Origin of the sequence: Brevibacillus sp. AG, from assembly GCF_028369215.1 — a bacterium.
Lineage (GTDB): Bacteria > Bacillota > Bacilli > Brevibacillales > Brevibacillaceae > Brevibacillus > Brevibacillus porteri.
Genome location: NZ_JAQMYO010000018.1, coordinates 20,056 through 43,022, shown reverse-complemented (window position 1 = coordinate 43,022; position 22,967 = coordinate 20,056). Strand labels below are relative to the sequence as shown.

The 22,967-nt window shown below is 39.7% G+C and carries 30 protein-coding genes and 1 pseudogene; 8 read left to right on the top strand and 23 right to left on the bottom strand.

Going from position 1 to position 22,967, the window contains the following annotated elements:
* Window positions 1-114: 114 nt before the first annotated feature.
* The gene (locus POF51_RS29735) at window positions 115-996 is read left to right on the top strand and encodes an ATP-dependent DNA ligase (protein ID WP_271756632.1); all 882 of its coding nucleotides are present in this window, start codon (window positions 115-117) and stop codon (window positions 994-996) included.
* 229 nt (window positions 997-1,225) lie between these two features.
* Entirely contained in the window at window positions 1,226-2,179 is a 954-nt protein-coding gene (locus tag POF51_RS29730; RefSeq protein ID WP_271756631.1) for a hypothetical protein, read from the top strand.
* 236 nt (window positions 2,180-2,415) lie between these two features.
* Here the strand turns inward: POF51_RS29730 and POF51_RS29725 are convergent, their stop codons facing one another.
* The gene (locus tag POF51_RS29725; protein ID WP_271756630.1) at window positions 2,416-3,939 is read right to left on the bottom strand and encodes a hypothetical protein; all 1,524 of its coding nucleotides are present in this window, start codon (window positions 3,937-3,939) and stop codon (window positions 2,416-2,418) included.
* A 544-nt stretch (window positions 3,940-4,483) separates the two neighbouring features.
* Here POF51_RS29725 and POF51_RS29720 point away from each other — a divergent pair.
* On the top strand, window positions 4,484-4,654 hold the full coding sequence (locus POF51_RS29720; protein WP_271756629.1) for a hypothetical protein: 171 nt from the start codon (window positions 4,484-4,486) through the stop codon (window positions 4,652-4,654).
* A 21-nt stretch (window positions 4,655-4,675) separates the two neighbouring features.
* Here the strand turns inward: POF51_RS29720 and POF51_RS29715 are convergent, their stop codons facing one another.
* The 18 genes from POF51_RS29715 to POF51_RS29630 all read right to left on the bottom strand — a co-directional run bounded on the left by POF51_RS29715 (window position 4,676) and on the right by POF51_RS29630 (window position 17,058).
* Window positions 4,676-4,849: a hypothetical protein gene (locus POF51_RS29715; protein ID WP_271756628.1), complete on the bottom strand. Its 174-nt coding sequence runs from the start codon at window positions 4,847-4,849 to the stop codon at window positions 4,676-4,678.
* Complete coding sequence (locus POF51_RS29710; protein ID WP_271756627.1) at window positions 4,846-5,988, bottom strand: hypothetical protein; 1,143 nt, start codon at window positions 5,986-5,988, stop codon at window positions 4,846-4,848. Before POF51_RS29710 ends, POF51_RS29715 begins: the two co-directional genes overlap by 4 nt.
* 222 nt (window positions 5,989-6,210) lie before the next feature.
* Window positions 6,211-6,369 (bottom strand): hypothetical protein, encoded by a 159-nt coding sequence (locus POF51_RS29705; protein WP_271756626.1) that lies wholly within the window; start codon window positions 6,367-6,369, stop codon window positions 6,211-6,213.
* Window positions 6,370-6,529: 160 nt separating this feature from the next.
* On the bottom strand, window positions 6,530-7,510 hold the full coding sequence (locus POF51_RS29700) for a DNA adenine methylase (protein WP_442869624.1): 981 nt from the start codon (window positions 7,508-7,510) through the stop codon (window positions 6,530-6,532).
* A gap of 100 nt (window positions 7,511-7,610) precedes the next feature.
* Window positions 7,611-8,216, bottom strand: a complete 606-nt coding sequence (locus POF51_RS29695) for a hypothetical protein (RefSeq protein WP_271756624.1) — start codon at window positions 8,214-8,216, stop codon at window positions 7,611-7,613.
* Window positions 8,217-8,334: 118 nt separating this feature from the next.
* Window positions 8,335-8,913 (bottom strand): hypothetical protein, encoded by a 579-nt coding sequence (locus tag POF51_RS29690; protein ID WP_271756623.1) that lies wholly within the window; start codon window positions 8,911-8,913, stop codon window positions 8,335-8,337.
* Between the two features lie 89 nt (window positions 8,914-9,002).
* Window positions 9,003-9,359 carry a hypothetical protein gene (locus POF51_RS29685; protein WP_271756622.1) on the bottom strand — a complete coding sequence of 119 codons (357 nt, stop codon included), beginning with the start codon at window positions 9,357-9,359 and terminating at the stop codon, window positions 9,003-9,005.
* Complete coding sequence (locus POF51_RS29680) at window positions 9,343-9,687, bottom strand: hypothetical protein (protein WP_271756621.1); 345 nt, start codon at window positions 9,685-9,687, stop codon at window positions 9,343-9,345. The genes POF51_RS29685 and POF51_RS29680 overlap by 17 nt, the downstream gene beginning before the upstream one ends.
* A gap of 159 nt (window positions 9,688-9,846) precedes the next feature.
* Entirely contained in the window at window positions 9,847-10,311 is a 465-nt protein-coding gene (locus POF51_RS29675; protein ID WP_271756620.1) for a single-stranded DNA-binding protein, read from the bottom strand.
* Window positions 10,312-10,613: 302 nt separating this feature from the next.
* Window positions 10,614-11,027, bottom strand: coding sequence for a hypothetical protein (locus POF51_RS29670; protein WP_271756619.1), 414 nt, complete (start codon window positions 11,025-11,027; stop codon window positions 10,614-10,616).
* Window positions 11,028-11,136: 109 nt separating this feature from the next.
* Complete coding sequence (locus POF51_RS29665; protein ID WP_271756618.1) at window positions 11,137-11,487, bottom strand: hypothetical protein; 351 nt, start codon at window positions 11,485-11,487, stop codon at window positions 11,137-11,139.
* Window positions 11,488-12,168: 681 nt separating this feature from the next.
* Window positions 12,169-12,528: a hypothetical protein gene (locus POF51_RS29660; RefSeq protein ID WP_271756617.1), complete on the bottom strand. Its 360-nt coding sequence runs from the start codon at window positions 12,526-12,528 to the stop codon at window positions 12,169-12,171.
* A 221-nt stretch (window positions 12,529-12,749) separates the two neighbouring features.
* Complete coding sequence (locus POF51_RS29655; RefSeq protein WP_271756615.1) at window positions 12,750-14,255, bottom strand: hypothetical protein; 1,506 nt, start codon at window positions 14,253-14,255, stop codon at window positions 12,750-12,752.
* 266 nt (window positions 14,256-14,521) lie between these two features.
* The gene (locus POF51_RS29650) at window positions 14,522-15,187 is read right to left on the bottom strand and encodes a hypothetical protein (RefSeq protein ID WP_271756614.1); all 666 of its coding nucleotides are present in this window, start codon (window positions 15,185-15,187) and stop codon (window positions 14,522-14,524) included.
* Between the two features lie 23 nt (window positions 15,188-15,210).
* Window positions 15,211-15,414, bottom strand: a complete 204-nt coding sequence (locus POF51_RS29645) for a hypothetical protein (RefSeq protein ID WP_271756613.1) — start codon at window positions 15,412-15,414, stop codon at window positions 15,211-15,213.
* A 211-nt stretch (window positions 15,415-15,625) separates the two neighbouring features.
* Window positions 15,626-15,877, bottom strand: coding sequence for a hypothetical protein (locus POF51_RS29640; RefSeq protein WP_271756612.1), 252 nt, complete (start codon window positions 15,875-15,877; stop codon window positions 15,626-15,628).
* An 80-nt stretch (window positions 15,878-15,957) separates the two neighbouring features.
* Window positions 15,958-16,683, bottom strand: a complete 726-nt coding sequence (locus tag POF51_RS29635; RefSeq protein ID WP_271756611.1) for a hypothetical protein — start codon at window positions 16,681-16,683, stop codon at window positions 15,958-15,960.
* A 33-nt stretch (window positions 16,684-16,716) separates the two neighbouring features.
* Window positions 16,717-17,058 carry a hypothetical protein gene (locus tag POF51_RS29630; RefSeq protein WP_271756610.1) on the bottom strand — a complete coding sequence of 114 codons (342 nt, stop codon included), beginning with the start codon at window positions 17,056-17,058 and terminating at the stop codon, window positions 16,717-16,719.
* A gap of 308 nt (window positions 17,059-17,366) precedes the next feature.
* On the opposite strand from POF51_RS29630, the gene POF51_RS29625 reads away from it, so the two are divergent.
* Window positions 17,367-18,431, top strand: a complete 1,065-nt coding sequence (locus tag POF51_RS29625; RefSeq protein ID WP_271756609.1) for a tetratricopeptide repeat protein — start codon at window positions 17,367-17,369, stop codon at window positions 18,429-18,431.
* Window positions 18,432-18,651: 220 nt separating this feature from the next.
* Window positions 18,652-19,122: a DinB family protein gene (locus POF51_RS29620; RefSeq protein WP_271756608.1), complete on the top strand. Its 471-nt coding sequence runs from the start codon at window positions 18,652-18,654 to the stop codon at window positions 19,120-19,122.
* A 151-nt stretch (window positions 19,123-19,273) separates the two neighbouring features.
* On the opposite strand, the pseudogene POF51_RS29615 reads toward POF51_RS29620, so the two are convergent.
* Window positions 19,274-19,515: pseudogene (locus POF51_RS29615) on the bottom strand (hypothetical protein).
* 12 nt (window positions 19,516-19,527) lie between these two features.
* Entirely contained in the window at window positions 19,528-19,869 is a 342-nt protein-coding gene (locus POF51_RS29610) for a YolD-like family protein (protein WP_271756607.1), read from the bottom strand.
* Between the two features lie 491 nt (window positions 19,870-20,360).
* Between POF51_RS29610 and POF51_RS29605 the strand changes: the two genes are divergently transcribed.
* Genes POF51_RS29605 through POF51_RS29595 form a run of 3 tightly spaced genes read left to right on the top strand, consistent with a single transcriptional unit; the run spans window position 20,361 to window position 21,175 of the window.
* On the top strand, window positions 20,361-20,630 hold the full coding sequence (locus POF51_RS29605) for a hypothetical protein (protein WP_271756606.1): 270 nt from the start codon (window positions 20,361-20,363) through the stop codon (window positions 20,628-20,630).
* A gap of 42 nt (window positions 20,631-20,672) precedes the next feature.
* Window positions 20,673-20,876, top strand: a complete 204-nt coding sequence (locus POF51_RS29600; RefSeq protein WP_271756605.1) for a hypothetical protein — start codon at window positions 20,673-20,675, stop codon at window positions 20,874-20,876.
* Window positions 20,873-21,175 carry an AsnC family protein gene (locus POF51_RS29595; protein ID WP_271756604.1) on the top strand — a complete coding sequence of 101 codons (303 nt, stop codon included), beginning with the start codon at window positions 20,873-20,875 and terminating at the stop codon, window positions 21,173-21,175. The genes POF51_RS29600 and POF51_RS29595 overlap by 4 nt, the downstream gene beginning before the upstream one ends.
* A gap of 673 nt (window positions 21,176-21,848) precedes the next feature.
* On the opposite strand, the gene POF51_RS29590 is transcribed toward POF51_RS29595, so the two are convergent.
* Window positions 21,849-22,067, bottom strand: coding sequence for a hypothetical protein (locus tag POF51_RS29590; RefSeq protein WP_271756603.1), 219 nt, complete (start codon window positions 22,065-22,067; stop codon window positions 21,849-21,851).
* Window positions 22,068-22,083: 16 nt separating this feature from the next.
* Window positions 22,084-22,935, bottom strand: coding sequence for a hypothetical protein (locus POF51_RS29585; protein WP_271756602.1), 852 nt, complete (start codon window positions 22,933-22,935; stop codon window positions 22,084-22,086).
* Window positions 22,936-22,967: the final 32 nt, after the last annotated feature.

Here is a 22,967-nt window from a genome sequence, read left to right as displayed (position 1 = left end):
TACAATAAAGATGATTACATTTAGTATATCTCATCTACACTAAATTCTCTTCCATTGATTCCATATACATAACGAAGCTCCTGCATGATAACTTGGCAGTAGGAGGCTTTTAGAATGCTAAACAAACCAATTAAACCAATGCTACTACAACCGTCAGGTGAGGTCATGGCCGAAACAGGCTGGTTACACTCTCTAAAATGGGACGGAATCAGAATACTGCTTCATTATGATAATGGTAAGACTCGCGCTTTCACGAGACATGGAAACGAAGTCACTCAGAGCTTCTTTCCAGAATTGGATCGAATCAAATTGCCAATCCAAAATGCCATATTTGATGGAGAGGCGATTTGTTTAAATCCTCAAACATCTCCTCCATCTCCTTGCTGGGAGGATGTCATGAGTAGATCACAGACCAAAAAGGAACAAGCAGTGCGTCAAGCATCAGTGTCTAAGCCCGTACACTTTATCATTTGGGATATGTTGTTTTATAATAATCGATCCATCTTAATAAGGGATTTCCTAGAGCGTAGACAATTGCTGGAACGAGCAATTGTTAACACAGACGAGATTTCGGTCACGACACTATATGAAGATGGCCAATCGTTATTTATGCGTGCAAAAGAACTTGGACTTGAAGGAATTTGCTCTTACAATGTAAAACCTGGTGGAAACTCGCACTATTATTTAGATTCGAGACCAGGGAATGTATGGGTCAAGACCAAAGCTTATCAGTACGCAAAATGCCAGATTACCTCAATTAGAAAGAGTAAATTTGGGTGGGGATTATCCGTAGATGGCAGATATGTTGGAATGCTTGAATTTCCTCCATCATCAAGCATAGTCAAAGAGGTCTATAGAAGAACGAATCAAATAATTCGTGAAGAAAACAATGAGTGGATAATCCTCGATCCAGGTGTAAGTGCTCGGATTAAGTTCCAATGCTATACAAAAGCAGGCAAACTACGATCGCCAAAATTAGAAGAGTTATGTAGTTAAAACGCTTGCTTATACTTCGCTTTACACGGCCATAGGTCAAAGAATGCCAATGCAGGATAATCTCCATGCTCTTTCGAATAACTCCTCCCTTTCAGCCTGAGGATTCTCAGGCATTCTACATATACACTCCTGAAGAAAAAGCGTTGTCATTAAAGGTAAACTTTCATACAATGACTTCAAAACCTAACTACCATCATTACTACAATTTATAATCTGAAGGAATGAGATAATGAGCAAAAACAAAAAAGGTCCGAAGAAAGGTAAGCAAGGTCATGAGCAACCAGAAAAAGAGGGCACCTCACAAGCCTCTCCCCTAAGATGGCCTTCTTTTTTTGATGCATCAATTCTATTAGCATCCTTAACAGCTGTAGCATACATATCAGCGTACTTCTCCCTTCTTTCAAAATACCGTATTGCCAATATTCCCAAAGAGTTTATAGATGTTTCTCTTAATGATGTCATACATCTGGGTAGTATCTTGTATATGCTTGTATTTGGATTGATCTATGTATCTTGCCTATTATATCCATTTAATAAGACAGCAACTAGAAAAGGCTTGTTTGTAACTAGGATTACATACCATAGTGTTCCTCAATGTTTCCTGATCATTGCATACGTTTACTTTCCAATAACGCCTTACACTTATATGATTCTAGTAGTTGTCACACTAATAATTTTGATGTTACTTGACCTGTTTATAGGTATTACCTCAAAGCTAAGTGCATTAGTTATGAAGTACGTTGGTGGTCCGTTTTTGCTTGTTCAATTCCTGCTAGTTGCTCCTATTGTAGCTACTTCATTTAACGTAGTGTATATCTTTAATCAGCGCGAATTTGTAGAAATAATACCGAAGAATACTAACTTAGAGTCATCCTATACAATAGAGAACGGTATAAAGAAAGGTATGACAATTACTAAGGTGACGACCAAAGATGCTGTTTCAACCAAAGACGCTTCTGAGATTCTTCGCCAGTTAAATGAAGATGAAAAATTGCTATCTTATGCAAAAAGACAAATTATTCTCGGACAATATGGGGACAAGTTTATTGTACGCACGCTAAAGATTTACAAGAACTCGAACCGCATAGAATATACACCTACAATCGAATTGATACCGAGAGGATCAGAATATGACTTAAGTGTAATTCGATTGCCTTCTCAACTCCCAATGTCCGGTTCATAACCGTTGTAAGGTGATACATAAACCTCTAACTGTTCACTGAAAATAAAGTATTAGACCGGAATCCCTTATGGTACAAGGAGTTCCGGTCTTCTATTTCAATAGAAATTTGAAGTTAGTTTAAGACTCAACGTTAGAATGAAGCAACCAATGGTTCTAAACAGAATAATAGGTTTTAGACTGACTCATTTAACTATCGAACCCGATAACTTAAATAATATGGCTGGATGGATGATGTTTTACTGTTGCACAGGTTCGATGTTAACAATCATATCGAGATACGTTGCAGCCCTTTGCTCCTTTTTCCCATCCGCTGTCTCAAAAAACACTTGAACAACCGCTCGTACAGTCTCTCCCGTATCATTTGTTTTCAGTAGAATGGCACGCCGATGATCTTTTGTTATTCTTATATATTTTTGCCCAGTTTCTCCAAATACCCATGACACTCTGATAGATACTTCTTTATTTGGTATCATGCCATCCTTAAGTTGTACGATCCTGTCTGTAATGTCTTCTCCAGCGACCACTTCAGGTGTAATCGTGGCACGATCATTGTACTTTAACATTTCTTGTCTGATTATATCAAATGCAATTTCGTCAACGATTATACCATCTAGTCTCTTTTGGACATCTTCCCTAGATTTAAAAGGTTCTTGCTCAACCGTTGCAATCATTTTCCTATAGACGAAATATTTTATATCCTCCGATAGTTGCTCGAAATCTTGACTAAAACCAAGATTTAGTGCAGGCGAATACAACGCTTCTCTCATCAATTCAATACCGATCATAAGTTCGCTTGTTTCTCTTGAATCTTGCCAATTTTGCACATGGATTGCATTAATTTTTGCCAAAGCCTTAGCAACTTCGTCATCATCAAGGTTAATTACTCTGACCGTAAGCGTAGTACTTCTTCCACCATAAGATATCGTAACATTCGTGCTTCCTTCTTTTACTCCCGTTACCGTCCCTTCGAACACAGTGAAGAGCGTTTTATCTTCTGGCGTCCACTCTGCTACTGCTGAAACGCCAGATACCCTTTTGTCATTAAATATTGCCTCTACATATACATACTCGCTCTTGCCAACCGGCACTTCAATTGATTTCTGGCGAAGTACCAATTTGGAAGGCTCTTTGCTTAGTTGGACTTTTACATACATCTTGACAGTTTTTCCGCCGAAACTCGCGCTTACGCTTGCTGTTCCAGGTTTCAATGCGGAAATCAAACCTGCTTCTACAGTAACTATTTTGGTCGATGATGGAGTCCAAGTTGCTTTATCAGTGACAATTTCTGTAGTTCCATCCTTGTAAAACACTTTCAATTCCACTTGCTGTTGTTTATACTCTTCCAACTCAATTCTTTTACTATCCAATATTTCTAGTTTGCTAATTTCCTTGGTTTCTGTGACTTTTACACTTAACGTGGCCAATTTATTTTGGTACTTAGCTTTAATGGTTGCAGTCCCCGGTGCTATCGCTACGATCTTTCCATTCTCAATAGTTGCCACTCTCGGTTTGCTGCTTGTCCACACCGCCTTATCATTTACCAATTCAGTCGTTTTATCTGTATAGACAGCATTCAAATCGAGCTGTTGTTCCGTATTTTTTATCATTGATACTTTATTGCTACTTACGGTCAGGGATTTTATCTTTTTTTCTACACTTTCTTCTGCTGAAACTTTACTTATTGTTCCAAGCAATCCGGCTGTCTGTGCACCAAACATAAAGATAGATATTGCTACGATAATGGCTAAAAACCGTTTCATCTTAATTCTCCTAAGTTGTAATAGATTGGATATCATGTAAAAGCATTCTATCAAAGTGGGCTTTCTTAAACAAGAAGATTAAACAGCCTTAAATTAATGGCTGTTAGAGGGAGGTCTATGTCTACGGAAGAACTCCTCTAATCAAGGGTGACGTAAAACTGCCCGTTAGCGTAATGACGCATCGTAAGTCTAATAGTATATCGTCTAAAACAATATTTTCACGGTCTAGCACTTTATTTCGCGAGTCTACATCAATGTTTTCTTCGAATACTATTACCTTTATCACTTCTTGGAGCGTTCGATACTAAACGCTGTGATCTGAAATAGTTTTAAAGATTACCCCCAAAAAAGAAACAGCGACAATTCAAGACGAGATTATCAAGTCTTAGACTGTCGCTTTCCGATTCAACTACACAGTCTTCAATATCGGTGTTCTAGAGTATTAAACTAGACTTCTGTATCTGCATAAAATCATATCTATAAATGGGCTACGAGCTTATGCCTCCATCTGTTTCTGGCAATACTGTTGCTTAGGAGGTGCGTAATGAAAAATAATAAGAAAGTCATCATGTTTCCATCGTCAACCCCAAAACTTCCTCATTATTCGGATACTTTAAGTGCTGAAGCGGAGCGCAACCAAAAATTTATTGAGGATGTCAAACGTCGAGCACATGATATTATGCAAAATGCAAAAAAAAGAGACAGGGAGCAGTAACGCCCATGCCTCTTTTTTATGTTAAGTTGTTTTCTTTGTTGTAGGGGGAATGATTCCAACTCTCGCCATGATCTCAGCTGCACGTATTGTACGCTGCTGGAGGAATTCCTCGGTCTGCTTCGCTTCTTTTTCCATAATCTCCTGGTAATAAGGAAGCGCAACATTATTTGGTTTCAGGGCTGTATTGGCACTCATACCTGATCCTCCTTCCGCTTTACAAAACGGCTTGATAAATGCTTGTCCATCAAATTACAATGTGCTTCGACGATTTCATAGATAGATCGTAAACTTATTATACTACGAGTCTCATCTTCTTCAAAGAAGAGATTGTCAGAATCCAAGTGAAAGTTAACTACATATTTACGCCCATTCGTTAGTCTGATAAAAAAGGAAGCAATCTTTCTCCGTTGTAATGGTCCCGCGTCAGTTTGAGCGAAATACGTTGGAGAATGGATGGCCTTTACTGAAGAATAATCCTGATTATCAGGATGATTTGTATCGATCTCCAAAGGGAAATTACCGCTTGTACGGTCCTCATCCATGTAGATGAGCATATCTCCTTCCAGTCGATATAGCGTAAACGGTGCAATAAAGCTGAGTGATTTTGTATCAAACAGGTTATTGGATACCCTGGAGATATTGCGGCTAACCCCTTCTAAAATGACGTACATGTATTTCATACGATCTTGATACATATGTGTTAAATCAGTCATCCTAGATAGTGTAAGTTGGAGCTCTTCATAAATCTCGGTTAAGCCCGTCAAATAAGAATCTCGGTCCTGTCTTACTACCTCTAACTCCTGATTTAGAGAATCGTTCCTTAATTCCCGATAGAACCATTCAACTACTGCCTTCAATTCTATTTGCGTTTTTTGCTTTACAAACGGCTCGAACAGCTGGTATTCTGCCTTTCTTAGAACACGGAATGCAACAATATGGAAGTCCTTTTTATTATCGAACTTGGCCATTTTGAGGAAATGAAGAAAGGCGCTAATCACATACCAGACTAAGAATACAGAGATTCCAATTGCTAGTTTGTGATCCATAACGAATTCTTTGGCAGCTTCGAAAGAAGTGAGGAGGTAACCTCCTCCCAATAATGCAACCGTAGTAAGAATCCCTTTTATCTTGGTTGCTTTAAAGAGATGAACAATGTTGTTGAATGGAGCAAGAGCTAGTTCACCAAAAAACGATCGAAGATGTTGTTCATAATGGGCTGTTCTAATTGTATCTAATGCATCATCAAATCGATGTGCCATACTCTGTAACAGGGTGTGGTAGAGTTCTTTTTCATTTGTTTCCGTCTGATGTGCTTGTTCTTCTTTTTTTACCATGGTATTCCTCCTTTAAAATACTCTTTACTAGATTTTTCTAAAAAATGTAATTTCCCTTCCTCCTCCTGGTTTTTGGACAACAAAAAATCGACCAGGACCGGAGGCATCAACAAAGAAACGCTGATGCGACCGACTGGTCGATAACAAGTTACCCGAGTTTGCTCGGCATTACTGGTGCGAACACCTTAAACAAAAATAAAGAAATGAGCTGATAACCGTATTTTACCACATTTCATAGATTGCTTCATCTATGTAGAGAGGACTAAAATTGGCACTTTCCGCAATATGAAACTGCGTAGAAGCCATGGCACTCTTTGCCGGGATCATCATAGTATCCTTCAATAAAGGACGCACCACAAAATTCGCAAGTGGCCCACTCATATTGATCTTTACCTCGTACTAACTCTCGAATTGTTACACGTAGCATGTATGTACTCCCTTTGTTTATCCCACGGAAGCGGGGTCATACCCGCACCGTTTGAGTATGATAGTTTGAATGTCGTAACTAGGAGATCCCTTATGTGGGCTTTTCCACTATGTACTAGATCGAGTAAACACGACTGATCTTTTCAATCGTAGGGTATGAGTAGATCCGCTCGATTAAAGGGTCGTTATCGTAGATTAGGATAATATCCGCTCCTGGTACTCCACGGTACAAGCTTTCTAGAAGCATATTCAGGTCCAAATGATCCGCTTCTGTGTAATAACACCTGTATAGCTGCTTACCCTTTTGTACATAAGGTGGGTCAAGAAAGATGGTGGTATCTGGACTCCAATACTCTTCTTCAATCAACTCGCATGCATCGATATTTGATACCGTGATGCGTTCACCCATCTGATGAATCCGTTTTATACGTTTACACAGATCAACTGGGTTCCAGCGTGACAATAAAGACTCCCGAGTCCCCTTACGACCTCCAAGAGGATTGGCAGAATAGATCCCTGAATAGGCTAATCGATTTCCTAAAAGAGTAGCCCATGCAGCCTCGATGATATTACATTCTTGATAGTCCGACTTCACAAAAGTTTGAGCTTCAAAATAATCCTTATGGGTGGGCCGAATCCATTGTACCGGATAACAGAGTTCATCAGGAGCATTGATGATCGACCAAAACAAGGCATAGATTCCAAAATCCAAATCGTTTAATAAGAGCTCGCGAATTACTCCCGCTTCCAGCATAGCTAATTCAAAGCTCCCTCCACCAGTGAACGGGCTAACTAAACGCGTGGTTGAGTTTTCTATCAGCTTAGAATACAAAAAGGGAATAATTTTTGCCTTTCCACCTGGAAATCTAAGAATTGATAATCGCCTGTTGAAAGATATTCTCTTCGAATAGGTAGCGGGATTTTCCCCAGCGTTTTCCTCCAGTAATAAAGTAAATCTGTGCTGTTTTACATCTTGTTTTATATAGGTATACCCATCGCAACAATCACAGAAGAACCCCTGGTCTAAATGATCGATTTCCGCTTCTTCTTCGCTATATTCCTGACCACAGAATCCACACTGTAACAATCTGATCACTCCCCATAAAAATAGAAAACTAGGGGAAGAAAGAATCCCCTAGTTCACGTATGTTTTCTGTTTCCGTTCCTATGGCTCACAAACAAATCCAATAGACGAGTCAATCATTTTCTGAGCAGCATTCTTCAGGATTATCCCCATCCACTATTTTTACGGATACACCATTTGGCACCTGTGTTGCCTCTGCAACACCACCTGACACCTCTATCACAACGCTAAGTTCCTCAGCCTTTACTGATATTCTCGTTCCAACTGTATCACTGACATTCAATAGTTCGTCTGGATAAGCAGCTTGAAGAAACATCTCATAAGTTACACCGGTATGCTTCAGGAAAGCGTTCTTTGCTTCTTCCATGGCGCATTCTCCGGTAAATATCATGGGGTCCAGAACAACGTCCTCAAAAACAGGTACAAAAACCGCTATCTCTCTTTGTTCCTTCTTTTCTGGGATAGATTGCAGAACGCCATCCCCTAATTCCTTATTTGAATCGTGAACATTTTGCGATAGAGCTGCTTCGATCTCACCGCTACGCTCCTGAATTTGCTTAAGACAATCTGATTCTCGATTGAGATTATCCCAAATACCAACTACGCTTACCTTTGATTCATGTAACCAGTTAAACTCGTCTCGTAACGTAAATTCTTGGGACTCAAGATAAGTATCATCATATTCCACAAGTACAAACGCAAGCTTTTTCGTTTTCATTGGTTGAGCTCTCCTCATCCACCCCTCTTTCGACGGGGTGGTTAATTTTGCCCCGTCGTTGGGCTGAATAAGATACAATCAATGATCAAACTATCTGAAGAATTTTAATGTGTAAGCCTTAACCAATACGGTTATCGCTCCATTTATAATCATGAAGTAACCAGCCCACACCTATAGAGTGATGCTTGTCAAACCATTTCCAAACATCCTCTCTTGATGTTCCGCTCTTGAACATACGCCAGTTAGAAGCTAAGTATAGATCACCGCCTTCTTCCATAAACGTAACATTCTCAAGTTCTTCCCAAAGTAATTCAATCTCTTTATCTGTAGAAAATACTTTCTGAACATAGACAGGCTCTTCTTGATCCAATGAGTACACGCGAATAACATGGCAATCGACTGCCGGGTCAAACTCAACAAGAACGAGACCCTCACTAAATATTTCAACCCAACAACCTGGGTATTCATTTTCATCTAGGTTAGATTCTGTTACTTTAATTTCAATACTTCCTATGGGTGTTGTAATACTTAGTAAATCCGGGTGCTTTGTATTTCGATATTTATTTAGAATGTCTTTTGCTTTACAGTACCTACATATATTCTTATTTGGTTCACGTGTGATATCACATTCACAATCATTTGAATGAACCCCGTCAGTTCCAACAAGCATTTCTAATGCCCTAATAAGTTCAATCATTTTTCTACCCCTTACACATCCCTTTCGATAGGGGGATGTTGAATAAGCCCCCTATCTGGGCTGGAAAGAAGGTCACTGATTATACACAGTCAAACAATTCGATCTGGACATGTCTGTACTTCAATAGCCCTATCAATAAGCTCTATTTCCCAATCTGATAAGTTTGGGTAATACGTAAGTGCAATACTATAAAGCTTGCCATAATCCACAAAGCTGTTGTCCTCTAACCAGTCTTTTGTTTCCTCATCGGAAGCCGATAGAATTTCTTTTGCAGCTTGCATTGCAGGATATCTTGGAGACTTTTTTAATACTTCTTTTACTGAGATGATTACTGCTGCTGCTCTTTTTGATAAAGCTTCAAAGTCTTTGCCCGTTGTCTTCTCCATATTCATGCGAATTGCTACTAATTTTTCTTGAAGACCTTGAATCTTATCTTTCGTCGTCAACTTCCACTACCTCCTCGCATTCGGGCCTACTTACCTTTTTAGTGCTTAAACATTGCAACTCTAAAATAGGTAACCCTTTGACCAATTGGCTTCTGCATTCAGGACAAATCGGCTCATTACAACATCCTCCATCCGCATGGTCCAGATGATCTTCAGTCACACCAATTGTTCCATCCTCCAATCTGTTTGTGTAAAGGCCGTCCAATGTTGCTTGAAAGTAGACATTATTATCTTTATCCACCTGGCCATTCCCACCACAGATTAAGATATGTTCAATCTCACAACCGCTCGGACAAGTATATGCCTTTCTAAAACCTTGTTTTCCCATGAATACATCCTCCACTTTCACTCCCCTCCGAGAGCGGGAAGTGATGAAAATGCCCCGCTCTCAAGGGATGGAAAGTGATTCTAATGACTGTATTACACAATGTTCACTGTATTGACAGCCACTCATATTTCCCGACTACAGATAATCTTCAAATGGTTTCTAGAACGGTAAGTCGTCATCCGAGATGTTAATTGGCTTACCTGCTTGGCTAAATGGATCACCAAAAGGATCGTTATTTCCCTTATTATTTGACGAGTGATTCGCTCGGCGCTCTTGATCCTGATCATTTTCCTGTTCACTATGAGGCCGACTACTCCCCAAGAATTGGACATTCTCAGCCACTACCTCAGTTACATACACCTTCTTGCCTTCTTTATTATCGTAAGAGCGAGTTTGCATTCTTCCCTCGATGGCTGCCTGTCTTCCTTTACGTAAATAGGAAGCGCAATTGTCTGCTGTTTTTTGCCAAGCTACGATGTTAATATAATCCGTCTCGCGTTCACCTGCTTGATTGGTTCGTTGCCGGTTTACCGCTATCGTAAACGTGCAAACCGCCACACCGTTTGGCGTATACCGAAGCTCAGGATCTTTCGTCAAATTTCCGATAAGAATAACTTTGTTCATCTTACCAACTCCCCTCAGAATAGAAGCGCTTTTGTAGACAAAGAGCTCATAACGCAAAAAAGCCTGAAGGCAGAGGAATAGACAAATAGTCTAAACCAAGCCTTCAGGCTTATACGTACATTCTCCGATTCTAATCGGATATCATGAGCAAATTGCCCGTAAACAGCGTCAAAAAAACACTTTATTGGGTCTTATTGTATCAGATTCACTTATCAAATGGTAGATATTTCGCGTTACTATTAAATTTGAGTATGACCTGATGTAACAATAGACTTTAAAACACTTATTAGTAGAACGATCACTTAGTTCATATAATAGACTTTCTGGCAAGAAGGAGTTACACATTGAAATTGTGTTACAGGCCCTTCCTCCTCATAACGATTTTTCTTTGGATCGTAGTCGCCAGCCTCAACGAATGCCTTCTTGACAGGAACAGCTGTAAATAATAAACATGCGGGGCAAAACTTCTTCGGTTCCATTGATTCTGAGGAATGATCTTTCTCTTTCTCTAGTTCTTCCATACTTAATAGTCCTGTAGATTCTGTTGAGATTACTTCTTGAAATCGAATTTGGTCATTTTTTACTCCATGACTTCGCATTAATTTAATCACGGCATCCTTCTCAGCTTCAGATTGATTTGTTCCCTTACCTGCAAAAGTTTGTTCAGCACCGTCTACCAACAATTGAAACGTAAATAAAAATACTTCTCTCATCATACTGTACTCTCCCCTTATTCAAAGTTAAATGTTCACTTAACAAATTATTAATCATCCTTTGTCAGACCCACAGGATACAAAGCAAGTATCTGAAAGGTTGTATCGTTCTCTATGCTTCTCCAGCAATCAGTACCGTTACATTTTCCTCGAAGTCTTCATCTTGACCAGCCATGTACAGACTGTACAGTTCCATGGCAGCTTCTTCTAGTTCAGATAATGTAAGATCTTCTACAGGGACATTGAAGTCAAACCAATAAAAGGCATCCGTATTGAACACCATGGTTTGGTCAGAGATGAAGTCTCCACCCCTGTACGTTACGTTAAAGATATCTCCATGTTTTACTATGATCGTTGTTTCATTTGATCGATTCTGAAAAAAGTAATTAGTAAACGTATACTCAAAACCGTCATTCATAACTGAAACCTTCATATTTGATAGTTCGCGTTGACTTTGTACCATCTTTAGATTCTCCAGTATTCATAGTAGGTTCATGTTAAAAATGGAGCTCTTTCTTGTCCTAATCGAATTCAATCATTAGATAATCCGCCTCCTGACAACGCAAAAAACCCGCTGGCATAGGAAAGACAGATTGTCTATTCCAAGCCAACGGGCTTATTCCGCTAATCCGAATATTTCGGGTAAATGAGCATGGCGCTCTTCAATAATAACAAAATTTCTCTATCATTCCCCCTATTATAGCATGAAAATTAAAAAAGTATATTCGTCGGTTTACCTGCTGGATTCGTTAACAATAACAGCGTACAAATCACATTTTGAATCTTGGTATTCGAAGATAATAAAGCTTTAGACTGTAACTGTTGATTTGACGGAATCTTGAAGGACAAGAATCCGTCAGTTCGTTAGAAAAAGTAAAAGATTGACCCTACTAATCAAAACAGCGGTAGCCATGGACCAAAATAAAGTCTAGACTCCCGCATATTATTGAACTATCGTGTCCCGATAGCGTAGTGACTCCAGTTAATCTAAATCTTTATTTACTTAGTCTATAACTATATTTTTACAGTCAAATACTATATTTTATGAGTCTAAAACTAATAAAGCTTCAGTCTTTTTTACATAAGAAAAAGCATCATACCGTAGTATGATGCTCAACTATGATAACGCATTTTGATAGTACGACTAATCGTAACTTCTAATGTAACCTTTAACATAATATTCAGCTCCGACCGTCAGCTTATACAGACACGCTCCATCCATATAGTAGTTGGTGGTGAAAGTTCCATTATCTACTTCGAAAACGTTTATCGTATCGGCTTTCCAGGTTTTTCCACCATCGCAACTAGAGCTTACATGTCCACCAGCAAGGCTATTTGATGTAATGGTGACCCTTCCGTATTTGTGCTGCCCCTGTATTGGATCACTAGTAGCTGCGGTGCGATTGGCGGTAACGGTTGCTTCGGTTGGGGCTGCTAAAGCTAAAGTAGCTGAAAATGCCGAGAGAATTGCTGCAATTCCAAGCGTGATAACTTTTTTCTTCAAAGGAACAACCTCCTAAATATTCTTGATTGGAAGAAAAGGATTGAATTGCTAATTTCTACCATTTGACTTTTGTTTTATTATAATTCTAACAATTTAAATTGTAAATAATTCATAACTATTATTCTTAAATCGGTATTCATTAATTTCATAATCTTCATCCTCTAAAGCGCAAAAGCAACCTTAGATTACAGTTTTAAAATGCTAGCAGAGCCGACTTATACCTACGTGATTTTCCAATGCCTTTCCATCCAACTCAGCGCTTCATCTATCGTATATTGTACAAGATTTTCTGATTGAGTTAGTTTTACACCAAATTGCTGTAGTCGTTTAAGAGCTACTTCAGCATTGATTGAGGGCTCTTTCTCATATAGGTCGAAGAGCTGTTGCTTCCAAACTTCACTTGGAGTTTTGATATAGGCGTCACCTTGAAATCTCTTTGTATTCAACGATGTAATAAATTTGATACGCTTCTTATCTTCTACCGCTTTCGTTTTCGTTTCAGGTAGAGGGGGAATATGCGTTTGATCGTTCCACCTATCAGGATTATACCCGGCATTCAATCTTTGAGTTCTACGTTCATCATCGCTTTTAATATGCTCAGGTGTCCTAATATCAACAATGTCTACTGGTGGCCTATGACTATTCCGGTTACTCTTAAGATTGATAGGTGATATCTTCGGGCCCCTTATAGAAGCTCGCTTTAATCTCTCCTCCTCTTTATGCCTTTGTTCTTCCTCCCATAACTTTTCCATTCTGATTCTCTCTTGTTCCGCTTCCGCGACGAAATTTATCAACCCAACATGATATTCATCTTGCAGCTCACGATCGCTTTTATCTGAAATCGGAAACAGAAGCGTCTCCTCATTTACTCGAAAGAAATCTTCAAAACGAAGTGAAGTTGAACCAACAGGTAGGTATCCCCATCCCTGTTTTAGGAGCGGGGTATAACGGGTAATGAACACCGTACGTTCATCTATATCAATGTAATGAAGACTCATTACCTCAAAAGGTAGATGTACTTCATATCCAATAAATTGCTTCAAATAAGATCCTTCGTTAACTTTTAGGAGTGAATTCATGAAGTTTTCCCACTCTATGTCCTTCTCACTCTTACCACTTAGAATATTCTCCGCATCAGATAAAGAGAGAAAATACTGCCCTTCTCTACTCATCCATTGATTATCTATTAAAAAGTAGGAAATGAATCCTTGTTGGGTATACCCTTCAATGCGTTTAATGATTTCACGTCGATAAACGTCATTACTTTTTAAACCTGTTAGATAATCAATTGAAAGGACTCGACCATCTGGTAGTGGGACAACTAAGTCAGGAACGTGCTGAAGCTTTTGGCGATAGGTATAACCATCTTTCACCTGGATCTTACGGGGGGCATACACGCTCTCTAAATAGGTTCGGATGATTTGCTTACCAACACGAAATCTCTGCTCATGTTCAAGCGCTCTCGATCCCGTATAGCGCTGATAGTTCTCACTCCCAGGACATGAAATCCCTTTAGGATGACGGAAGAAGCATGCCCTATCTTTGTTTAGAACCATCTCAACAGGAGCATCGCAGCATTGGCAGTACAACAAACGCTTTCTTTGATGAATTCTATATTTCTCTTCGAGAGCTTTATAGATAGATGGCCAGCTATGTCCTTCGTTTGCTAAAGCTATGCGATCTGTTTGAATATCAATTTGTCCATGTAACCAATACGCTACTTCCATCCAGCACTCCCCCTACTAGCTATCTATTACCAATATATCACAGTTATTCATGAGTAATGGGAGGCATCTTACTATCGATTGGGTGAACACCCGCTTCCTTTTTTCCTAGTAGATAATTGGAGTAATGTTGTTTAATCGGATGATTGTTTCATTAAAACATTAAGGTAAAATTCATTTTAAAAACCTGCCAACGCAATTGATTATGGGTTAGCAGGTTCTCTATTCGGTGTCGGAAGCTTCTCCATGCGTACAGTAGTAGCCTCCATTCAATTATGTTCGATTTCTTCAGCTTTCTTTTTTTTAAAAACCGATCCCCGAATTTTTCTGGCATATCTTTTCAAATGAGTACGAAGTTGTCTGCTCTTATTAAGCTCCAATTCCTCTAAATAATCCTCGACCTTTTTAATAGCTGCTTCAGTATGTGTTTGAGCATTCGTATTAGCTGTCTTACAATCATTGATTGCCTGAAGCAAATAATCTTTTACCGGTGTTTGATGAGGTACACCATTTTGATCATAGTACTTATTCCATTCAATGATCCTTTGCCAGCCCGCTGCCTTCGTTTGAACAGTCCAGATGACATCTCGAATATGTCTATCGGTGTAATTTAGATCAATTTGAAGTGGAAGTGGTAAATTACGTAGTAAACCAGCTCTTACAAGCGCATCCCACGCTTGTAAACGAAAATGTTGAGAGATAACAGCAGCTGGGTCCAAAATTTTGTCAATAGCGGGACCATCTCTTAGCATATTTTTCATTTCATTTAGAAGCTTTTGATTATACTCCAGCTCATCAAGAAAATGCGAAAGATACGATATAGTGTTCTCATACTCGCTAACTGAGTTATTTAACTTAGCAACACGATAAGCAACATAAGCAGCTAGTGAAACAGAGAATACCTCTACAGCGATGTCGCTCCATATCTCATTCATTCATTGATCCCCCTCGGGCTATTTCATTTCCTTTTCCGTTTAAGGCCGTCCTCTCCAAATATCTTTCTGACCTGATTGTACTGCCGATGAAGAAGATCAGGAAATGAAAACTCAACCTTACCTTCACTTGTGGAAACCATAAAACATGGAAGTGAATTGGCAAGAAGCTGGTTTCTTATTTGATACGCATGCTTCCATTCAACTTCAAAGATAAACGATTTATTCACGAGCAGCGCCTCCTCACCAATAAGGTACTTGCTCAATATGGGACAAAAAAAGTTGATTCCTAGTGAGATTGCTGAAGCAAAAGCATTAGATCCAACTGGAAGCCTCCATAATTTACTGATATTCCCTATTATACCATTGGGTTATCAATTCTCCGCCACTCATTTACTAGGTATTGATTATAGAAATTAATAAAGGACTGGCGCATATGCGTCAGTCCTCTTTGTATTTATCCATATGCTCCATGGCTCTTTCTTCTATTCGAAGAATTCTGACCGTTAGATCGATTGCTTTAGGTGGGACATATTCCTTCAGCTCCACACATTTATCTCGAAAATGGGAATACCCGATGACCAAAAATGACTTGCCGTTTATATTAGCGTAAAACTGTCCGCCAATCTCTTTAATAGATGCTTTTACTCCTATCTCTTCAGCAATGGCTAGTAGTTTTTTAAGTCTATTCATATTAGTCCTCATTTCTTTGTGATACTATTTCGCAAAAGTGGACTTCTTCCCAAACATTTGTTGTCAAATCCTCTATTCTCTCACAGTAAATCTTTCAAGCATCTTCCTATCTGAAAGGTTCGTCCATATCCCTGATCTGAATTGTAAACATCAAAGATAAGAGAGCTGCTAAAACGGATTCCTTGAAATCCACGAACTTTCAACATGGCCCCCGAATCACCTATTAAAGTTAAGGAATCATCAATGACCGTGATCGATTCAACCCGAATGGGAATTGTTTTACATTCATATATCCAATCTTCTGGACAACGAACCTTTAATCGAATTGTGGTTTCTTCCAGCTTCCTAAATACTTCTTCCTGGCCTTCTTTTCCACTTAAAACAGGTAAATTTGCACGAGTAGAAACGTGGAACTGTTGTAAGAAGAACCTGGATCTTCCTACGAAATCGAGAACCTCTTTTGAATTATCTTTGCCTCTACCAAATTTCATACGAGAGTATTGAGCAGAATGAAGGCCATTCTCTTCGCTAATCTGTAGATTATGGGTGTGTAAAAATCGAATGGAAGAGTGATCAGAAGAAATCATCGTAATCCGAGGCTTATCCGATAAACGAGCAAAATGTAGGTCGCCAAATTCAACTGGTAACGTGAAAGATAAATAATCATCTTCATACACGATCGTAGCTGTTAATCGTTGTAACCCTAGAAACTCTAGGTACTCAAACAATCTCCAATGAGTGTAATTTTTTATTGAACCACCTATTGTTTCTTCAAGTAAAAACCTATTCGAAAAATGGGTATCCATATTTAGTTGCATCCTACTCACCTCAACATTTTTTCAATTAATTATGGACACCTCTTGGATAATTGAAGGGTCATAGATGATTAATTCTATCTCTCCAGAGATGTATTTCATGGCAATTGCCTGAATCCCCATTTGATTCACCTCATTTATCCAAAAATCATCGTCAATCTGCTCTTCTTTCATTTCCTCGAAATTAAAGTAGGTAACATATTCGTCACTAATGACCAGTTGCAAAATGCTTGAACCGAATATACAAGCCCCTTCCCGTGACGAGGTCGCATAAACACCTTTCCCATAAGATCCATCATGTGTTACAAAACCGTGCTTCAAAATGCTTTGACATGATTCAATCTGAGTTCCATGAAACCATTTCAATTGAATCAATCTCCTTTCTAAATGTGAGCAACAAAAAAAGGCCTAGTCAGCCCACACCAAAAAAGATAAGTGTGCAGCCAACTGGCCTCTATCAATTGCTCCGATCACGATCGGATGGTTTGCAAACATTTGAATATCATGAAAAAACAAGAACCGAACTATAACCACTATATCATCCAAACCTTACTATTAAAAGAAAGAATAAACGCTAATGTTCATAATATTTACAGTTTACCCATAGCACTGTTTCTATTTTGTTATTATAATATATGCACTTCATACTCATTTTTTGGAGGTTCATTTGAATCATGACTTCCTCATCTAGCTCACCAGCTCAACATATTCCATCCACCATGGTCCTCACGAAAGACCACGTCCAAATCAATTTAAGTAATGCAATGCGACTTCTCATCGAATTAGTGGAAAACGAAGAATGGCATAATGCATTAGCTTGGGTAAATAAGATTCCCATTGAATCCATAGAGAGTGCAGAATATCGAGGTACATATCTTTGGGCCAAAGCAAAATGCCTAGACTTTTTAGGGGAGTCAATCAACGTTGAAAGCATGTATCGAGAGTGTATAGAACTCCATAGACATGGTTCTGATCCATTCCAACTTATTCGTTCGTTGGTTTCACTAAGTTCATTTTATTGTTATAGAAGTAAACCCATAAAAGCAAAGCCACTGCTTAACGAGGCATTACATCTAGTTAAAACACACGAAATCAGTGGAAATATACATATATCCGTCCTGTACACATTAGGAATCATGCACGGTCGGTTGCGGCAACATCGTGTAGCCTTAGAGTTCTTTAATGAGATCGAGCAGCTGATCCAACAAAATCGATCTGGATTAAATAAAGGCTCTTATCATATGGCGATTGGTTACTCCTTGATATGTACCAAACAGTTTGGGAAGGCAGAGAATCACTACCTCCAAGCACACGCCCTCTTTACAGCATCAAGTGATCTGTCTCGCATAGGACTATGCTGTACCTATCTTGGTATCATCTACCGAGAATTAATGCGTTATTATCTATCCCATCAAAACCTAGAACAAGCTATGGATATCTTTGTCGCTCATGACATGTCGGATCAAGTTAACAAAGTAAAAGTTGAACAGATCATCTTGTTCTTAAAAACAAACAAATATGATTTGGCCAAAACGATATGTATGGATTTACTTACAAATAGTCAAGATACGATACGTGGTGAAGCACACTATTTACTGAGTAAGATTCACTATAGCGAAGGTAATATAGAAGAGTCTCTCCTCACACTCGAAAAAGCACTCCTTTATTTTCAAGACAACAATCACAAATGGCTGGCCGATGCCATCAGTTTCCGTAATAACATCAATTTAATCCTTTAATCAAAGCTAGTATCTTTTATCCGGGAGCAGGGTGTCTATCAGTTTTTTTTGCTTAATTTTTAAAGTTCCAGTAGTGGAATAAACATTTAAGGATTCTCCGAAGAAATCACTTTAGAGTGACTTATTATTGGTAAAAAAGAAGAAGACATTTATTCTATAACGAAGAATAATATTATCGAATGTTCCCTGCCACACGAATAATGCTGAAGGAGAAGATCGGATGGAAAAGTTGATCGAGGAGTACAGCCAAGACTATGCGCTGTTGAGAGAAGCCGTGGAAGGATTGTCTGAGGAAGAGCTGCGTTTCCAACCTGCACCGGACAAATGGAGTATCCATCAGATTGTGATCCATGTGACGGATAGCGAAATCCTGTCGACACATCGAATGAGAAAAGTCTTGGCGGAGGAAGAACCGCTTCTGCTATCATTTGATCAGAAAGCTTGGGCGGACAACCTGGGATACGAACATTTGGACCGCGAGCAGCATCTGCTCCTGTTCCAAATGCTGCGGGCCAGCATGCAGCCGCTTCTGGAAAATCTGACTCCCGAGCAGATTGATCGGGTCGGGGTATATCCCGATGGAGCGAGGTACATGTTCAAAGAGCTGCTGCAATCGCGCGTCCAGCATGTCCGTGACCACCTTGCCCAGATCGAGCGGGTAAGGCAGGCATATCGGGAGGATAGGCTATAGCGCTAAATAGTAGTTGTGATTAAACTAACGGGAATCAATTACATAGTAAATACATCAGAGGCTGTCGGTATTGTGATCCGGCAGCCTCAATAAGCTATTGGGCAGGATAGTTTACATCGCCTTACCATATCCTCGATCTTCTTATGTACCTCTATTCGTAACTCACCTTCATAATGTCCAAGAATGGTATTTTCCGTGTTGTTCCGTTTCGTCTATATGAACTAGCCTTGTACGTGAGTCAAGTACAGTGATCCGTCCGCGCACTTTCTCAGGCATTCCCCAAACAGTCAACGCCCTTTCGTCACCATCATCTTTAGCTTCAATGAGTTGAGCGCCCAACTCCTCCAACTCAAATTCATCGCGGGTCGGTCGCTTTGGTGTTGCCTTTGCCATTCAAATCCCCCCTTAGCTTCTAACATCAATAATGGTATCCATCGGAATCCATTGGACATCTTCGACCGTAAGCAGCTTTACTTTTCTTGTATTCTCATTGATCCCTGGTACTGCTCCCCACATAGTGCAAATAGTGCCTAGCTCGTTTTTCTTATGTTGCCACCATGTGATTGAAACTGCTTTTTCGCTTTGTTGTGCTTCGCGTAGTCGATAGTCAAATGATTCATGCTCGTCTTGTTCAATGACAGGCATAGGTACGAGTTTGTCATCTTCTTTCATCTGAAGGTACAATTCGCGTTGCTCCGGTAATACAAATCTTGATGATCCGAATAAGTTATCGATTTTCTTTGCCATTATTACCGTCCCTTTCGCTCCCATGCTTCGTATACTTCCATCTTATCAGGATCTCCGCCACTCGATCTACTCTTCTCGTGCTAATGCTTCAAGCACCGACATCACGTCTTCGTGGCTTCGTCCGGTCTTTACGCATATCACATCAATACTCGGAGGTTTCGGTTTCACAGCCGAGTAGTTTCCGATCACCCGTAGAATCTATCGTTCGATATCAGACAACACACCTATCCCTCCTTCGAATAAGAACGTTTGTTCTTGTATTATATGAGAACTTTCGTTCTGAAATCAAGGTAAAAACATTCCATTATTCCAGATTTTTTACATTACGTTCGCATTCGTTCCCGTTAACTAGTTGTTAATGTTTTGGTATGATAGAGACATAACAAAGACATGGGAGCGATTAAGATGAGAAAACATACGAGTTTGTAACAGCGAAAGGTACTAAAGCTGCTGTTATATCTGACTTCGTACACAATCTTTTTCTTAATGGCATGAAAAAAGAAACTGGTGTTAACGGGATAGTAGCCGTTGTCATTAATGGCCAACAAATAGCTGCGCGTTTTGATAAAGTGCAAGGCATGGCCGGAGCAAGTTTTGTATTCAATAATAAACCGGCGTTTCTTCCAGTACCTAAAGAAATCCTAGATGAAATCCTTGCAGATGAAAGAGAAAGAGATGCGACTCGTAATGAAATTGCGAAGGAACAAGCGAAATTCGACAACCAACTTGCAGCCTTTAACCAAATGATGGATCAAGAGTAACCAATAATCATAATAACGGATGGGATTGAAAGGATGATGATCATGTTGAGTAAATCTATGGTAAGCCGTATCCGGAATCACAGTGAGCTTAGCAAGTACCCACAGACTTTTCAGGCTCTGATTGGAAAAGTAAGTTCTATGGATACAATGGGCATGAGCTCTAAACAGATTGCGGCAATGATGGACGAAATGTATAAGCAAAACCATAACGGATACATGAAGGCGCAAGGAGAAGTACAGATATGAGCGATATGTGGCAAGGTACAGGAATATGGGCAGGCTGGCGGTTGACGACGGATCATTCTGCCAGCTCGTACAACCAACTGGTGCTAGTTTCCCCGGATGGACGGGCATTCGGTCCAGGTGATATTACTGGAACATACTCTCAGGCTGATCTTGCAAAAGCACTAGGAGTCTCCAGATCCGCTATCGCCCAGCGTATTCAACGTGAAACACTTCCGCCATTTGATGGCCAGGGTAAAAACGGACGTGATTACTGGCATTTCGAGACGATACGACACTTACTTTTGGATGATAAACAGTGAATAGGAAGCGAAACACAAAGCACTGCGTAATTTGTGGATCAGAGTTTGCTACCCCACCTAGCTCGAAGAAAGTAACATGTTCTAAGTCCTGTCAGATCGAACGAGCAAGGCGGGCGAACACCGGTCTACCTCGTCGATGGAGCGCCGAGAAGAAAACTAACCTTTCCAGACTCGGACAAACTGACAACCTCAAAAAAGGTACTGTCGCGGCGCAAAAAAGTACTATTGCTGGACCATTTGAGACACATCGTAATGCATTAATTTGGGTGATTCGGTCACCAGAGGGTGTGACGTATACGGTTCGTAATCTCTCTCTGTGGATACGCGAACATATAGACTTCCTTCCGGGTACAGTGGCACAAGCTCGCAGCGGATTAATGCAAATTAAACGATGTATGGAGGGAAAGACAAAACGGCAAGTTAGTAGCTGGAAAGGTTGGACCTTAGTGCGTTGGGAAGTTCCCGACGAATAAAAATAGCCCTCCCCGGACCCAAAATCCGAAAGAGGGCTTTCGCATTAGTTGAAATGGTTGTTGCTCCATGCAAATAAGTGTTTTTTGAGTAATTAAACTCAATTAAATGCTAATGTATTTGTTTTGTTATTATTATAGGAGCAATTTGGTAAGGGATATTGCATGACGTAGTTTCGATTGTAAAGTTTCTTCTCCTCATCTCACTTGTCTTCTTTCAAAGCATCCTGAGTGGCCTGTATTATCGCGCTGTTCCATCCATTTGCCCAACCTTTCGACCATTCTTTAAGTAGATTGATACTCTCTCCTACCTTATGTTCTTTAAGGTGTACTTCTAAAAACTCTATATCCATAGCGGGAGCGCAAGGCTTCCCTTGCTCAAATGCTCTTTTTCCGTATTCAAATGCTGAAATTACTGTCATGGTGATTGGTTCTCCTTTACACTACATATGCAAATGCAAAAAATGGCTTACTGGCTCTATAGTTCTCTAACCAAGATCGAGAACACTCCATTTCATAGTTAATTGGTTCAACTGCTAAGCACTGCAAAATCCGGTATACCAAGGTTTCAGGAGAAATGACTCTTTGATGACGCATATAAGGAATACTCTCAAAGCCTTCTCCATTTACAACACCCAGATTGATCTCTCCTCCATTATCATCGAAATACATCATCAGGTTCCCTGTGTATCCATGTTTAGATAAGGCATTAAAAGGAGCCATCAGATACACGGTCCTACCTGTTAATATTGGCTGAAATCCAAGCCCATACAAGAGCTCCAATACCTGTTCCCCGTATTCAATTCGAGCTCCCCATTTTACTCCAAGAGAAAAGACTCGTTGCTCATCGAAATTTGCCCATTCGTCTCCATTGGTAAACTTATGATTGCAATCCGGGCAAAAAAGTTGTTTAACCTGTTCTTCTGATGAAAAGCAAATGTAATTCCCCCGCTTCCAGGTGTAGGAAAAGGATCGGCGTTGATGTATACCAACGAATTCATCGATCGTATGTAAACACTCAGGGCAAACTGTTCTTCCAGCGAAATCAATTCCATATTCAAACTTATTGTCTGGAAAGAAAATTACATTAGTCTCATCTAAGATGGTTGCATCATTACAATCATCAAAATCAACGGTTATAGAAACGCCAACAACCTCACCTAATGAACCGTAGTTGTAATTGAAGCCTACAATTGTACCTGTTCTTTTAGGAAAGGACGACTGGGTAGATCCCATTACCTTATTACCTATTACGATAGAATTAAGAGTTATCCGAGAAATCGGCTGCATATGTTATTCCTCCTTGGAAAAGTAGTCAGATT

Bases quoted from the DNA above. Each gene is read 5' to 3' on its own strand.
- POF51_RS29735 (WP_271756632.1), top strand. From the start codon at position 115: ATGCTAAACAAACCAATTAAACCAATGCTACTACAACCGTCAGGTGAG.
- POF51_RS29730 (WP_271756631.1), top strand. From the start codon at position 1,226: ATGAGCAAAAACAAAAAAGGTCCGAAGAAAGGTAAGCAAGGTCATGAG.
- POF51_RS29725 (WP_271756630.1), bottom strand. From the start codon at position 3,939: ATGAAACGGTTTTTAGCCATTATCGTAGCAATATCTATCTTTATGTTT.
- POF51_RS29720 (WP_271756629.1), top strand. From the start codon at position 4,484: ATGAAAAATAATAAGAAAGTCATCATGTTTCCATCGTCAACCCCAAAA.
- POF51_RS29715 (WP_271756628.1), bottom strand. From the start codon at position 4,849: ATGAGTGCCAATACAGCCCTGAAACCAAATAATGTTGCGCTTCCTTAT.
- POF51_RS29710 (WP_271756627.1), bottom strand. From the start codon at position 5,988: ATGGTAAAAAAAGAAGAACAAGCACATCAGACGGAAACAAATGAAAAA.
- POF51_RS29705 (WP_271756626.1), bottom strand. From the start codon at position 6,369: ATGAGTGGGCCACTTGCGAATTTTGTGGTGCGTCCTTTATTGAAGGAT.
- POF51_RS29695 (WP_271756624.1), bottom strand. From the start codon at position 8,216: ATGAAAACGAAAAAGCTTGCGTTTGTACTTGTGGAATATGATGATACT.
- POF51_RS29690 (WP_271756623.1), bottom strand. From the start codon at position 8,913: ATGATTGAACTTATTAGGGCATTAGAAATGCTTGTTGGAACTGACGGG.
- POF51_RS29680 (WP_271756621.1), bottom strand. From the start codon at position 9,687: ATGGGAAAACAAGGTTTTAGAAAGGCATATACTTGTCCGAGCGGTTGT.
- POF51_RS29675 (WP_271756620.1), bottom strand. From the start codon at position 10,311: ATGAACAAAGTTATTCTTATCGGAAATTTGACGAAAGATCCTGAGCTT.
- POF51_RS29670 (WP_271756619.1), bottom strand. From the start codon at position 11,027: ATGATGAGAGAAGTATTTTTATTTACGTTTCAATTGTTGGTAGACGGT.
- POF51_RS29665 (WP_271756618.1), bottom strand. From the start codon at position 11,487: ATGGTACAAAGTCAACGCGAACTATCAAATATGAAGGTTTCAGTTATG.
- POF51_RS29655 (WP_271756615.1), bottom strand. From the start codon at position 14,255: ATGGAAGTAGCGTATTGGTTACATGGACAAATTGATATTCAAACAGAT.
- POF51_RS29650 (WP_271756614.1), bottom strand. From the start codon at position 15,187: ATGAATGAGATATGGAGCGACATCGCTGTAGAGGTATTCTCTGTTTCA.
- POF51_RS29640 (WP_271756612.1), bottom strand. From the start codon at position 15,877: ATGAATAGACTTAAAAAACTACTAGCCATTGCTGAAGAGATAGGAGTA.
- POF51_RS29635 (WP_271756611.1), bottom strand. From the start codon at position 16,683: ATGGATACCCATTTTTCGAATAGGTTTTTACTTGAAGAAACAATAGGT.
- POF51_RS29625 (WP_271756609.1), top strand. From the start codon at position 17,367: ATGACTTCCTCATCTAGCTCACCAGCTCAACATATTCCATCCACCATG.
- POF51_RS29620 (WP_271756608.1), top strand. From the start codon at position 18,652: ATGGAAAAGTTGATCGAGGAGTACAGCCAAGACTATGCGCTGTTGAGA.
- POF51_RS29610 (WP_271756607.1), bottom strand. From the start codon at position 19,869: ATGGCAAAGAAAATCGATAACTTATTCGGATCATCAAGATTTGTATTA.
- POF51_RS29605 (WP_271756606.1), top strand. From the start codon at position 20,361: ATGAAAAAAGAAACTGGTGTTAACGGGATAGTAGCCGTTGTCATTAAT.
- POF51_RS29600 (WP_271756605.1), top strand. From the start codon at position 20,673: ATGTTGAGTAAATCTATGGTAAGCCGTATCCGGAATCACAGTGAGCTT.
- POF51_RS29595 (WP_271756604.1), top strand. From the start codon at position 20,873: ATGAGCGATATGTGGCAAGGTACAGGAATATGGGCAGGCTGGCGGTTG.
- POF51_RS29590 (WP_271756603.1), bottom strand. From the start codon at position 22,067: ATGACAGTAATTTCAGCATTTGAATACGGAAAAAGAGCATTTGAGCAA.
- POF51_RS29585 (WP_271756602.1), bottom strand. From the start codon at position 22,935: ATGCAGCCGATTTCTCGGATAACTCTTAATTCTATCGTAATAGGTAAT.